General features: G+C 63.4%; 10 protein-coding genes. 6 read left to right on the plus strand and 4 right to left on the minus strand.

What is annotated here, in order from left to right:
* Window positions 1-86: 86 nt before the first annotated feature.
* Both I5S59_RS14675 and I5S59_RS14680 read right to left on the minus strand, forming a co-directional pair.
* On the minus strand, window positions 87-1,175 hold the full coding sequence (locus I5S59_RS14675; protein WP_197877266.1) for a polyamine ABC transporter substrate-binding protein: 1,089 nt from the start codon (window positions 1,173-1,175) through the stop codon (window positions 87-89).
* 43 nt (window positions 1,176-1,218) lie between these two features.
* A complete protein-coding gene (locus tag I5S59_RS14680) occupies window positions 1,219-2,520 on the minus strand; it encodes an NAD(P)/FAD-dependent oxidoreductase (RefSeq protein WP_197877267.1) in 1,302 nt (433 codons plus the stop codon).
* 136 nt (window positions 2,521-2,656) lie between these two features.
* Here I5S59_RS14680 and I5S59_RS14685 point away from each other — a divergent pair, with 136 nt between their 5' ends.
* From I5S59_RS14685 to I5S59_RS14710, 6 genes are all read left to right on the plus strand, one after another.
* Window positions 2,657-3,562, plus strand: coding sequence for a LysR substrate-binding domain-containing protein (locus tag I5S59_RS14685; RefSeq protein ID WP_197877268.1), 906 nt, complete (start codon window positions 2,657-2,659; stop codon window positions 3,560-3,562).
* A 106-nt stretch (window positions 3,563-3,668) separates the two neighbouring features.
* A complete protein-coding gene (locus I5S59_RS14690) occupies window positions 3,669-4,175 on the plus strand; it encodes a sigma-70 family RNA polymerase sigma factor (protein WP_332262077.1) in 507 nt (168 codons plus the stop codon).
* 49 nt (window positions 4,176-4,224) lie between these two features.
* Entirely contained in the window at window positions 4,225-5,238 is a 1,014-nt protein-coding gene (locus I5S59_RS14695; RefSeq protein WP_332262078.1) for a FecR family protein, read from the plus strand.
* Window positions 5,239-5,357: 119 nt separating this feature from the next.
* Window positions 5,358-8,111: a TonB-dependent receptor gene (locus I5S59_RS14700; RefSeq protein ID WP_197877269.1), complete on the plus strand. Its 2,754-nt coding sequence runs from the start codon at window positions 5,358-5,360 to the stop codon at window positions 8,109-8,111.
* A gap of 35 nt (window positions 8,112-8,146) precedes the next feature.
* Complete coding sequence (locus I5S59_RS14705) at window positions 8,147-9,265, plus strand: cytochrome-c peroxidase (RefSeq protein WP_197877270.1); 1,119 nt, start codon at window positions 8,147-8,149, stop codon at window positions 9,263-9,265.
* A gap of 179 nt (window positions 9,266-9,444) precedes the next feature.
* Complete coding sequence (locus I5S59_RS14710; protein WP_197877271.1) at window positions 9,445-11,169, plus strand: SulP family inorganic anion transporter; 1,725 nt, start codon at window positions 9,445-9,447, stop codon at window positions 11,167-11,169.
* 14 nt (window positions 11,170-11,183) lie between these two features.
* Here the strand turns inward: I5S59_RS14710 and I5S59_RS14715 are convergent, their stop codons facing one another.
* Window positions 11,184-11,819, minus strand: a complete 636-nt coding sequence (locus I5S59_RS14715) for a LysE family translocator (RefSeq protein WP_128324015.1) — start codon at window positions 11,817-11,819, stop codon at window positions 11,184-11,186.
* 71 nt (window positions 11,820-11,890) lie between these two features.
* Window positions 11,891-12,964 carry a glycerophosphodiester phosphodiesterase gene (locus tag I5S59_RS14720; protein ID WP_197877272.1) on the minus strand — a complete coding sequence of 358 codons (1,074 nt, stop codon included), beginning with the start codon at window positions 12,962-12,964 and terminating at the stop codon, window positions 11,891-11,893.
* Between the last annotated feature and the right edge of the window lie 23 nt (window positions 12,965-12,987).

Consider the following 12,987-nt stretch of genomic DNA (forward strand, 5'->3'; position numbering starts at 1 on the left):
CCTGCTGCCTGTCAGCCTTCCCCCTCAAGGTTTTACCTCAACGCGTCCTTGCACTGCCGTTCACGCGCGCCTTACGTATCGTCAACTCACGTCCCGCTCAACACACGCGTCCACAAGCGGGTGCTCAAGCGCATGCCTGCCGGTGACAAGGTCTTGATCGGGAACAATGTGTCGAGCACGGCTGCCGGTGGATAGATCGCCGGGTTGTCGCGCAGCTCAGGGGTGATGAACTCCAGTGCCGCAGCGTTGCCGTTGGGGTACTTCACCGCGTTGCTGATGTTGGCGATTACCTTCGGCTCAAGCAGGTAATTGAGATAGGCATAGGCATTTTCCAGGTGCGGCGCGCCCTTGGGAATCACCACCATGTCGACCGCTACGGTGGAGCCTTCGCGCGGGATGCTGTAGCCGATGTTCACCCCGTTGCCCGCCTGCTGCGCGCTGGTCATGGCCTGCTGTACATCGCCGCTGAAGCCGATGGCGACGCAGATGTTGCCGTTGGCCAGGTCGCTGACGTACTTCGACTGGTGGAAGTAGCTGATGTAGGGACGGATCGCCAGCAGCGCGGCTTCAGCCTTCTTCAGGTCGGCCGGGTCCTGGCTGTGCGGGTCCAGGCCCAGGGTCTTGAGGGTGATGGAGATGATCTGGGTCGGGTTGTCGAGAAACGCCACGCCGCATTGACTGAGTTTCTTGATGTTCTCCGGTTTGAACAGCATGTCCCAGGACTGGGTCACGTCGGTATTCCCGAAGATGGCCTTGACCTTGTCAGCGTTGTAACCGATGCCGGTTGTCACCCACATGTAGGGAATTGCGTAGCGGTTGCCCGGATCGCTGGCCTCAAGGATTTTCATCAATTTGGGATCAAGGTTGCTCCAGTTGGGCAACCTGCTGCGATCCAGTTCCTGAATCGCGCCGGCCTTTATCAGGCGCGGCAAGAAGTGGTTGGACGGGCTGGCCAGGTCATAGCCACTGTTGCCGGTCATCAACTTGGCTTCGGTGGTTTCGTTGCTGTCGATCAGGTCGTAAGTGGTCTTGATGCCGCTGCGACGGGTGAACTCGCTCAGGGTGTCATCGGCGATGTAGCCGCTCCAGTTGGCAATGTTGACGGCTGCGGCGGCATGGGCCGTAGCGGTCAGCAACGTCATCGACAACAGGGTCATGCAGGTGCGTTTGAACATGGGGTGCCTCTCTTGTTTTTGTTGCGGCGTGTGCGCCGAAGTTTCAACGTTCGTTGCGGGCGCGCCAGACTTCCCAGGCCATGCGGGCTTTGGCGCCTATATCAAAAAACGGCTTGGGTGGCAGGTAACCCGGCTTGGCCTGACTGAGCACATCACTGAGCAAGGACGAATCGGCGCCGGTCGCCATCTCGACCAGCAAACGTCCCCACAAGGTGCCGCGAGCGACACCTGAACCATTACAGCCAGCGACCGTGTGCAGGCCGTCGTCGAGCCTGGTGAAGAGCGGCTCGCCCGAGCGGGTTCCACTCAGATGACCGGTCCAGGTGTACTCAAGGTCTTGCGCGGTGATGCCCGGGAAGCGCTTTTGCAACCCCAGCAGGTGCTCGCGTTGGCGTACCGCAAGGTCTTGGGCGTCAATGTCGCGCTGGCGGTACTCGACCGTGTTGCGGATCAACAGGCGCCGCCCCGGTAGCAGGCGCAGCGTGCAACCGCCTGGCAACGTCGACAGCACGCCCCAGCCCTGTTCGTCGAACAGGTGTTGCCAGCGGGCGTCGGTCAGCGGCCGGGTGATGCTGGCACTGAGTTCCAACGGGAACGTGCCGCTACGCTGCACCCCTACCCTTGGCAGGAAGGCGCCAACGCAGATCAGCACCTGCTTTGCCTGCACCTCGCCAGCGTCAGTCCGGACTGTCCAGCCCTTGCCCGGCGCGCGCTGCAAATCGGTCACCGCACTGTTTTCATAGACATCCACCTGCGCTGGCAAGCTGTCGGCCAAGCCTTTGACATAGCGCGCCGGCTGCAACAGCCCATTGCCACCGCCGCAGTGAATGGCGCGGCTGTAGAAGGCTGTACCCAGACGCTGTTCAAGGTCGCCTGCTTCAAAAAAGCGCGCCTGCGCGCCAACGGCCTTCAGCGTTGCCAGCGTCTGTTCAACGGCATCGAGGTGAGCGGGCTCATGCACGGCAAAGTGGTAGCCGTCATCGTTCAGTTCACAGTCGATATCCAGTTCAGCGATGCGCTGGCGAACCTCAAGGCCCGCAGCAACACCGATACGGGAGGCGACCTGATAGCCCGAAAACCCTGGGGTGCCGAGCAATTCACCGGCGCCCGGCAGTTCGTGGCTGACCACGAAGCCCGAGTTGCGCGCAGAAGCGCCTTGCGCCACACGCTGGCGGTCAAGCAATGCAATGCGCTGAGAAGGAAAGCGGCTGGCTAGCGTGTGGGCTGCCGACAGGCCGGTGATGCCACCGCCGATGATCAGCCAATCGACATTCTGCTTGCCTACAAGCCGCGCTCGCACCGCAGATTCGCCCGCCAGGGCGATCCAGCCACAGTGGTTGTTCATTGTCTGTCACTCCTCCACAATCAATGCGCAGGAGTTATTGGCAATAACCCGCTGATGCGCCCTCTTAGTCTCTAATTTAAGGGCACTCGGGCATTGACTCTAACGTTAAAAAATCATCCATCCATTCGGAATTTGCATGGGTAAAAACTTCCGTGTGCCGTCCTTGCAGGCGCTGCAAACCCTGGTCCGGGTGGCCGACACCAGTAACTTCACCGAGGCCGCCCGGCAGTTGCACCTGACTCAAAGTGCGATCAGCCGACAGGTGCAGCAACTCGAAGAGCACTACCAGACGGTGCTGTTCGAGCGCACCAGCCGCAAGGTGGCGCTGACCGCTCAAGGGCGTGAGGTGTACGAGGTTGCGCGCGAAATGTTGGCGTCGCTACGGACACTGGAACAGCGCCTGGCACCTGCAGCGCTGGACCGGCCTTTTCGTATCCGCGTCTTCGTCTCCCTGGCGGTGCGCTGGCTGCTGCCCAGGCTGAGCGCGTTCTATGCCATCAACCCCGGCCTGTGCCTGTCCATCGAGACGGTCAGTGGCGAACTGGTGGATACCAGTGGTGACTGCGACGCCTATGTGCTGTACCTGCCCGACGGGCTCGACGAGCGGCCGATGACGTTGTTGTTCGAGGAGTACCTGGTGCCGGTCTGCGCGCCAGGGTTCAACGATGGGCGCACCCCGCCGCGCGCACTCGATCAACTCGAGCAACACGCGCTGATTCACGGTTCGACCCGTCAGCATGAATGGACAGTATGGCTGCAGGCCCAACACGATCAGACCGAGCGCAGCTTCAAACACCTGATGTTCAACCTCGACGACCTGGCGCTGGATGCCGCCAGCCGCGGTCTGGGCGTCGCCATGACAGACAGGACGCTGGCCCACGACGCTTTGGTGCGCGGCGACCTGGTCATCCCCTTCGGCGAGCCGCTCAAGACCGGAGCGGTGTATGCCCTGTGGTTGCGTGACAGCGGTGCAACGCACCCTGCCTGCCGCGCGGTTCTCAGCTGGTTTGAAACGCAGATCGAACAAACGGTCCTCGGTTGATCTGCCACCCGGCTCAGGCCGGGTAAGCCGCACTGCTGACAATCGAGCTTGATAACAATTCTCAGTTGCATATAATTCGCCGATTGATATCCCGGTATTCGTCGTCGTGTCCAGCCCCAGCGACCAGCTCGATTTCTACATGTCCCATCGCACCGCGCTGGTGGACTACTCGACGCCTATTGTTGGCTGCCGTGCGCAGGCCGAAGACGTGGTGCAGGAAGCCTGGCTGCGCTTCAGCCGCACGCTGGAGGAAGAGAAGTCCATCGCCCAGCCGGCCGGTTACCTCTACCGCATCGTGCGCAACCTGTCGCTCGACGTCAGCCGCCGCAGCACCCTGGAAAACCGTGTACCGGACGCCGCCGAGTACCTTGACGAGCTCGCCTCGCCGCAGCCATCCCCTGAGCACGAAGCGCTCTACGTCGATGAACTGCGTGTTCTGCAGGAGGCCCTCGCACGCCTGCCGGCGCGTACGCGTGAGGCTTTTCGCCTGCATCGCCTGGAGGGGCAAACCTTTCAGCAGATCGCCGTACAGCTGGGCATTTCCGTCAGCCTCGCCCATCAACTGGTGCGCGACGCGCTGACTTACTGTGCGGAGCAGCTCGACGATGACTGACGCCCGCATTCCGAACCTTCCGCCCGCTGCCCGACTGAGGAATAATGGGGTGCCTCACGCCATGGAGGCACCCCAGTTGCCAGACGAACGCGCCACCGCAACTCCGCGCCCCGCCTTGCGTGACGACCCGATCTGGGCAGAGGCCCTGGACTGGCTGCTGAAAACCCGCGCAGCGCCCACCGATGAAGCGCTGCAGCAGGCACTGGCGAATTGGCTGGGCAGCTCACCTGAGCATGCACGCGCCTTTCGCAAGGCTGAACGCGTCTGGCTGCTCAGTGGCGATCTCTCATTTGCACGCCCTGCTCCGCGCCCGGAAACGCCTCCCATAGCTCCGTCCAGGCGCATCAACCGCTGGCGCCGGGCATTGGTTGCCGGTGCCCTGGCGGCCAGCATCACGTTATTGGCTTTGCCGACCTGGCAGGGGCTGACTTCCGACGAAGCCACGGCAGTTGGCGAGCACCGCAGCCTCGTGCTCGAAGACGGCAGCCGCGTCGAACTGGACAGCGACAGTGCCATCGATGTGCATTTCAGCAACGGCGGGCGTCAGGTCACGCTGCGTCGCGGGCAGGCATTCTTCCAGGTCACGCCCGACAGCCAGCGCCCGTTCCAGGTACGAGCGGGCGAAGTTGAGGTGACGGTTACCGGTACCGCCTTCGACGTCAGCCTGGCACCGCGCCAGGTCGCCGTGGCGGTCGATCATGGCAGCGTGCAGGTCAGCAACGGCGCGGCCGGCGAACCGCTGGCACGGCTCGCGGCCGGTGACCGCCTGCGCGTTCCCGAGCACGGTGCGCCGCTGCTCGACCGCGTGCCCCGCGATCAGATCGCCGCCTGGCGCAATTGGCGCCTGCTGGTCAATGACCGACCGCTGAGCGAAGTCGTCGATGAGCTACGTCGCTATCAACCGGGGTTGATCCTGCTCCAGGACAACGCCCTGGCCGAACGGCGCATTACCGCCGCCCTCGATCTGCGCTCGCCCAAGTCGGCGCTGCAGGCCGCACTGGCGCCGCTGGGCGGGCAGGTCAGCAGCTGGTCACCCTTGCTGTTGGTAATCGACCGCCACTGATTTTCACGCTTTAGCATTATTTTCTGGAAATTCACTTCGCCCGTTCGTCTTTCCCCCGCCAATAGGATCGATATCGATTCTCATTACTTGCGCCGTTGCGCTCTTGGGGGAACATCCGGATGTCCACAACCGCTCTCGCACCTCGCTGTCTGCTGGGTGCAACCGGGCTGATGCTCGCGCTCTTTGCCTTGCCGTCCGGCGCTGAGCCGGTAACCACCGAGCCCAGCCCCGACACCCGCGAGAGCCGACGCCATTTCGATATCCCGCGACAGCCGCTGGCCAGCGCCCTGCTCAGCTTCGGCAGCCAGTCCGGGTTACAGGTCAGCGTCGACAGCCGCTTGCTGGATGAGCGCCTGAGCGCCGGTATCCAGGGCACCATGAGCAGCGAAGAAGCGCTGCAGCGCCTGCTCGATGGCAGCGGCCTCGGCTGGCGCTACAGCGGGCCGTCAGCCTTGGTGTTGACGCCCCTGACGCAGAGCGCACTGAACCTGGCCAACACGGTCGTCAGCACCCGCACATCGCCGCACCAGGGCGAAACCACCCTCGACCGCAAGACCATCGACGCCCTGCCGGGGGGCAACGGCGACATCACCAGCCTGCTCAAGATCCACCCCAACGTGCAGTTCGACAACAACCAGTTGAGCAGCAAGAACCCGGGGGAAATCGCCCCGGCCAACATCAGCATCAACGGCGCCAAGTACTACCAGAACGCCTTTCTGGTAGACGGCATGAGCATGAACAACGACATCAACCCCGGCGACAGCCAGCACAACCTGGTGAATTCGGTACCCGGGCGCAGCCAGGGGCTGGCGCTGGACACCGAACTGCTCGAAGACATCAAGGTTTACGACAGCAACATCGGCGCCAGGTACGGCGGCTTCAACGGTGGTGTGGTGGCTGCCGAAACGCGCCAGCCGACCAAGGACCTGCACGGTAAGGTTTCCTACCAGACCACCCGTTCATCCTGGACCCGCTACCACGTCGACGAAGACGAGCAAGCCAAGTTCGACGCGGCAAGTTCGGGCAGCAGTTATGCCTACCAGCCCGACTTCGTGAAGCATTTCGTCCGCGCCACGCTGGAAGGCCACCTCACCGAGAACCTCGGCCTGCTTGCCAACGTCACGCAGAAAACCTCGACCATTCCGGTCAATGTGTTCAGCAGCAACAATGATGGCAAGGCCGGCTATACCGCCCAGCAGGAAGACCAGGAACGCAAATCCCAGAGCGTGTTCCTCAAGGCGGTTTACAAGGCCAGCGAGCGTCTGGACCTGGAAGGCAGCTTCACTTCTAGCCCCGAAGAGGCCACCTACTTTCGCGACAACGCGCTGGACACCGGCTACACCATCAAGTCAGGCGGCACCCTGCTCAATTTCAAAGCCGACTACCAGGCCGATAGCGCCAAGATTACCCAGCAGTTTGCCTGGAGCCGGATGGAAAACTCGCGTGACAGTGATGCCGACGACTGGAACAACTGGGTCAAGAATGACGTGAAAAACTGGGGTGTCTCCACCCCGCAGGAAGGTGGCTACGGTGACATCGACCAGACCCAGGACAGCTATGAGTACAAGCTTGAAGCGGCCTGGGACGCCATGGACTTCTACGGTAGCCGCCACAGCCTGACCACCGGCATGGAGCTCAAGTATCAGGCGTTCAGCTACGAACGCCTGACCGCCAGTGACGTCAATGTGTATGGCGCCCTGCCCGGTACCACCACCTGCGCCAGCGCCAGCAGCCTTGGCGGCGACCGTTACTGCGACAGCGACGCCCGCCAGTATGTGCGCCAGCTCACCCGCTACGCCGCCGGCGACTTCGACTTCAACGTCAACAGCGCCGCCCTGTACGTCCAGGACGAGATCGAGATCGGCCGTGTCACGCTGCGCCCGGGCGTGCGTCTCGACACTGACGACTACATGCAGCAGACCACCGTCGCGCCCCGCCTGGCGCTGGAGTGGGATGTTTTCGGCGACCAGCGCACGCGCATCAGTGCCGGACGCAACCGCTACTACGGCCGCAACTCCGCGTACTGGGCCCTGCGTGAGGGCGTCAACAGCCTGCAGACCCGCTACGCCCGCACGGCCGCCGGCGGCGCGTGGACCAAGACCTCGTTCGCCAACGATGCCCAGTTCAACAAGCTCGACATTCCCTACGACGACGAGTGGACCCTGGGTATCACCCAACAGGTGCGTGACCTTGAGCTTGCGCTGAAGTGGGTGCGCCGCGAGGGCCGCGACCAGGTCATGCAGAAAGTCGTCGACAACAGCGGTGACCCGAGCCTCACCAGCAGCTATGACGTGTACACCAACGACGGCAAATCCAACACCGAAGTAGTGACACTCACCCTCACGCCGCTACTGAGCTACGACGTCTGGGGTACCCGCAACTCCGGCCAGCTGGCCGCCGACTGGACCCACTTCAACACCACCCACACCGACTACAGCGAAGAGTTCGAAGACGACGACTACGTGCGCTACAACGGCCAGATCATGCACATCAGTGAGCTGCCACCGAGCAACTACAACCACGACTGGACCTACCGACTCACCACCACTACCGAGATTCCTGCCTGGAACCTGGGCTGGACCAACTTCTTCCGTTACCGCGCCGGGATCGACACGCTCAAGACCCGGGTCGGCAAGGTGGACGGCTACACCGAGTACTTCGACAAGAGCTACGGCAACGCCCTCACCTGGGACATGCGCCTGGCCTGGGAAATCCCCACCGGCCGCGATCAGGCCGCGTTCGTCAACGTCGATGTGTACAACGTCACCGACCGCGTGATTGCCAGCGGCGATACCTCGGCCACTGCCGCCATCAACTCGGCCATCTACGAGACCGGGCGCCAGTTCTGGCTGGAGGTCGGCTACCGCTTTTGAGCCGACCTGACCCGATGCCGACCAGAAGAATAACCATGAAAAGCCTGATAACCGCCTTCATCGCCAGCCTGCTCTGGCTGAGCACCGCCGACGCCGACGACTGCCTGAAACAGCTGGCCTCCGGCACGTTCAGTGACGCCGACGCCGCCTGCCTGCGCACACGCTACAGCGGCCCCAGCCAGCAGTGGCCGAAGCCGACGGTGGATGCCGACATCGCCTGGCAGGAACTGGCGCCGCTGCCTCAGCGGGCACCCTCGCCCGCAAGCAACCCGTTCAGCAGCGAAAAAGCCCGACTCGGCGAAAAGCTGTTCTTTGACCCGCGCTTGTCGCGCTCCGGACAGATTGCCTGCGCCTCTTGTCATGAGCCGGACCTGGCATTTGCCGATGGCCGCAAGGTGTCCTTCGGCCACGACCGCGCGGCGGGACGGCGCAATGCCCCGAGCATCGTCACCAGCGGCCTGGTCACACCGCTGTTCTGGGACGGGCGCGCGGCGACGCTGGAAGATCAGGCCCTGATGCCGGTGGTCGACCCGCTGGAAATGGCCTTTACCCGCGAGGAACTGGTCACCCGCCTGCGTGGCCTGCCGGAATACCCGCCGCTGTTCACCAGCGCGTTTGCGCAAGGGCCGCTGGACGCCGGGCAGATTGCCGCGGCGCTCGCCACTTACCAGCGCACCCTGGTGCAGAAAGCCCGAAACACGCCGTTCGAACGCTTTCTGCGAGGACGCCACGATCAGCTCAACGACCAGCAACTGCAGGGTCTGCACCTGTTCCGCACCAAAGCGCGCTGCCTCAACTGCCACTTCGGCCCGGCAATGAGCGATGGCCAGTTCCACAACGCCGGCATGACCTATTACGGCCGCAAGTACCAGGACCTCGGCCGTTATGAGCAAACCGGCCTGAGCGAGGACTCGGGACGTTTTCGCACACCGTCACTGCGCCTGGTTGGTCGCACCGGACCCTGGATTCACAATGGCCTGTTTCCCGACCTCATGGGTGTACTGAATTTCTACAATGTCGGCATGCCACGCCCGAAACCGCAGCCCGGGCAGGAGCACGATCCGCTGTTCCCGCGCACCTCGGAACGCCTCAAGCCGCTGGCCTTGAACCGCTCGGAACTACTGGCGCTACGGGCCTTCCTCGACACCTTGTAGGACCCGGGCGGGGGTTGCTTGTCCGGCCGTTGACCTGAGTCGTGAAAACATCGCCCGGCCTGCCTATGCTGATGCCCTATGGGCGTACGCTTGCCGGTCGATGCTTTGACCGCAACACTGAGCGAGCAGCCTTGCTCAAACAACTGCGTCCGCCCTGAACTACGCAAAAGGATCGATTCATGCTGCTCGCTCGCTGGCTACCCGGCCTGTCCAATCTGTTGCATTACCGCCGCGAATGGTTCCATGCCGACCTGCAGGCCGGGCTGTCGGTAGCAGCCATCCAGATTCCGATTGCCATCGCCTATGCGCAGATTGTCGGCCTGCCGCCGCAGTACGGGCTGTACGCGTGCATTTTGCCGATGATGGTCTACGCCCTGATCGGCAGTTCTCGGCAACTGATGGTCGGCCCGGACGCCGCCACCTGCGCCATGGTGGCCGGGGCCATTGCACCGCTGGCAATGGGCGATCCGGCACGGCTGGCGCAACTGTCAGTGATCATCACCATCCTGGTCGGCTTGATGCTGATCGGCGCCGGGGTGGCGCGTGCCGGCTTCATTGCCAGCTTTTTCTCCCGGCCTATCCTCATCGGCTACCTCAACGGCATCGGCCTGAGTTTGCTGGCCGGGCAACTGGGCAAAGTGATCGGCTTCAAGATCGAAGGCAACGGTTTCATTCTGAGCCTGATCAACCTGATGCAGCGCCTCAATGAGATCCACTGGATGACCCTGACCATTGGCCTGGCCGGGCTGGCCCTGCTCATCTGGCTGCCGCGCCGCTACCCGCGCCTGCCGGCGGCGTTGGTCACGGTGATCATCGCCACGGCCGTGGTCGGCGTATTTGGCCTGGACCGTTTCGGCGTGGCAGTCCTCGGCCCGGTGCCGTCGGGCATACCGGAGCTGGCCTGGCCGAAAACCAACCTTGAAGAAATGAAGAGCCTGATGCGCGACGCCCTGGGCATTGCCACGGTGAGTTTCTGCAGCGCCATGCTCACCGCCCGCAGCTTCGCCGCCCGGCACGGTTACGCCATCAATGCCAACCACGAGTTTCTCGCCCTGGGGGTTACCAACATTGCCGCCGGTGTATCCCAGGGCTTTGCCATCAGCGGCGCCGACTCACGCACCGCCGTCAACGACATGGTCGGCGGCAAAAGCCAGCTGGTCGGAATCATCGCCGCCCTGGTGATCGCCCTGATCCTGTTGTTCTTCACCGCTCCCATGGCCTGGATTCCCCAGGCAGCGCTGGGCGCTGTGCTGCTGATGGCCGGCTGGGGCCTGATCGACGTGAAGTCGCTGGGCAAGATCTACAAGCTCAGCCGTTTCGAGTTCTGGCTGTGCGTGTTGACCACCGTGGGTGTGCTGGGTGTTGGCGTGTTGCCGGGCATCATCATCGCCGTGACCCTGGCGATCCTGCGCCTGCTCTACAGCATCTACCAGCCCACCGACGCGGTGCTGGGCTGGGTACCCGGAGTTGAAGGCCAGGTCGATATCGAGGGGCACAAGGATGCGCGCACGGTCAAAGGCCTGGTGGTGTACCGCTTCGACGACGCGATCCTGTTCTTCAATGCCGACTACTTCAAGATGCGCCTGCTCGAAGCCGTACAGCGCGAGCCTGAACCACGGGCGGTGCTGTTTGACGCAGAGGCCGTGACGTCCATCGATGTCAGCGGCATTGCGGCGCTACGCGAAGTGTGTGAAACCCTCAACGCGCGCGGCATCCATTTCGGTATTGCCCGGGCCCGTGGACGCTTTTTGCGCATGCTGGTGCGTTCGGGGCTCGCCCGGGAGATGGAGAACGGCATGCTCTTCGGTTCGGTACGCTCGGGCATCCGCGCGTACCGCTTGTGGCGTAACCGCATGCGCAAGGAGACGGCGCCAGCACCTGCAGCTCCGCCGCAACTGCCGTAGAACGACCGGTCGGCTCAGGAGCGCGGCATCAACCCTGGCAAGGCATGCATCAGGGCGTTGACGGCGAAGCCGATGAACATCACCCCGCAAGCACGGGTGATCCATAGCTCGTAGCGGGTATACAGGGTGCGCACCTGACGCGCGCCCACTACCCCGATCAGAATCACATAGGCCAGCAGCCCACCGAGAAAACTCAAGGCAATCAGCGCGGGCAGCATCGACCAGTCCAGCGCCTCGGCGCGGCTGGAGAGCAACGCAGTGAAAGTGGCCACGGCCACGGGGTACGCCTTGGGGTTGGTCAGGCCGAAGACGATGCCGTGCCAGAACGGTTTGCGCACCGGGCCGCCGTCGCCGTTTCCGTTGCCGGGCTTGCTGCGCAGTGCGCGCCAGCCCAGCCAGAACAGGTACAGGCCACTCAGCAAACCGAGGATGTCGAACACCGAACTGCCGATCTGGCGGGCACCGACAATGGCGACCAGCGCCGTGCTGCACCAGAGCACATCGCCCAGCAGATGGCCACAGAGAAACCCCGCCCCTGCCCGGCGCCCGCGCGTCGCGCCGATGCCCAGCACCGCCAGCACACCGGGACCCGGGGTAATGCCATAGATAAATCCGGAAGCCATCACGGCAAACAATAGCGAAAGGGTCATTGGGGCCTGGCTCCTCGGTGCATCGGCAAAGAGGCGAAGTCTACGGTAGCCACCGGCTTGCGGCCAACACCTCAGTAGTCGTAGGCCTCAAGGAGCTGTACCTCGCTGCGCGGCGGTGGGCGCCCCAGATAACGCAACAACTGGCCGCTGCGGTTGGTGAAGATGCCATCGACACCGGCGTCCAGGACCTCGGCAAAGTCCACGGGTTCATCGACGGTGTACACATGCACCAGCAAGCCCTTGTCATGGGTCATGCGGTTCATCCACGGCTGCACCAGGTCGGCATAGCTTTGCGCCCCGCCGGCACTCAGGGCGGCCGACGGGCCGGTGCCGATGGCCCCGGCCGCTTTGGCGTAATCAAGCCAGCGCTCGAATTCGGCGTGACTCCTGGGTTGCTGGCGCGCATAAAACGCCGCCTTGTCGGTCTCTCCCGATTCGGCAAAGCTCTGCGCCGACGCCGGCTCGATGCTGCCCTTGCCGACCCACAGCAACAGTACCTTGGGCACCTGGGGCATGGCCTTGTGCAGCAGGGCCAGGCTGTCGCGATCAAAGCTCTGCAGCACCACCCGCCCCGGGTGATCGAGCCAGCCGCGTGCTTGCAGGCGTGCTTTGAGGTCAGCCTCGATACCGGGGAACCGCTTCGGCACCTTGGTCTCGATGTACAAACCGGGACGTTTGCCCTTTTGGCCTTCGGCAATGTCCATGACCTCGTCGAGGGTCAGGATCTGCAGGCCCTTGAAGCGCTCCTGCGCCCGCTCGGGATAGGCCGTGTTGAACCAGTTGCCGGCATCCAGTGACTTGAGCTCGGCCAGGGTGAAGGCACTGACCGGGCTGTCCTTGCGCTCGGGATAGCGCTGGGCGACATCGCTGGTGCGCAACAGGTTGTCATCATGCACCGCCACCAACACCCCGTCGCTGGAACGCTGCAGGTCCAGTTCCAGGTAGTCGGCGCCCCGCGCCCGGGCCAGCAGGTAAGCGGGCGCCGTTGATTCCGGTGCGTCAAACGACGCTCCCCGATGGGCAATGACCGCCGGGTACGGGATTCCCTGCCTGGCCGCCAGTTCCTTGCCGGTGTCGGCCGCCGCCCACCCGGCCAGAGGCAATAGCAGCAGGCAACCGAGCCAGCAAAATCCTGATACGCGCATGCGTCCTCCTCCTGATTGATTGC

It is taken from the genome of Pseudomonas alkylphenolica (assembly GCF_016009175.1).
In the GTDB taxonomy this organism is placed as follows: Bacteria; Pseudomonadota; Gammaproteobacteria; order Pseudomonadales; family Pseudomonadaceae; genus Aquipseudomonas; species Aquipseudomonas alkylphenolica_B.

Bases quoted from the DNA above. Each gene is read 5' to 3' on its own strand.
- I5S59_RS14705 (WP_197877270.1), top strand. From the start codon at position 8,147: ATGAAAAGCCTGATAACCGCCTTCATCGCCAGCCTGCTCTGGCTGAGC.
- I5S59_RS14685 (WP_197877268.1), top strand. From the start codon at position 2,657: ATGGGTAAAAACTTCCGTGTGCCGTCCTTGCAGGCGCTGCAAACCCTG.
- I5S59_RS14715 (WP_128324015.1), bottom strand. From the start codon at position 11,819: ATGACCCTTTCGCTATTGTTTGCCGTGATGGCTTCCGGATTTATCTAT.
- I5S59_RS14700 (WP_197877269.1), top strand. From the start codon at position 5,358: ATGTCCACAACCGCTCTCGCACCTCGCTGTCTGCTGGGTGCAACCGGG.
- I5S59_RS14680 (WP_197877267.1), bottom strand. From the start codon at position 2,520: ATGAACAACCACTGTGGCTGGATCGCCCTGGCGGGCGAATCTGCGGTG.
- I5S59_RS14710 (WP_197877271.1), top strand. From the start codon at position 9,445: ATGCTGCTCGCTCGCTGGCTACCCGGCCTGTCCAATCTGTTGCATTAC.
- I5S59_RS14675 (WP_197877266.1), bottom strand. From the start codon at position 1,175: ATGTTCAAACGCACCTGCATGACCCTGTTGTCGATGACGTTGCTGACC.
- I5S59_RS14720 (WP_197877272.1), bottom strand. From the start codon at position 12,964: ATGCGCGTATCAGGATTTTGCTGGCTCGGTTGCCTGCTGCTATTGCCT.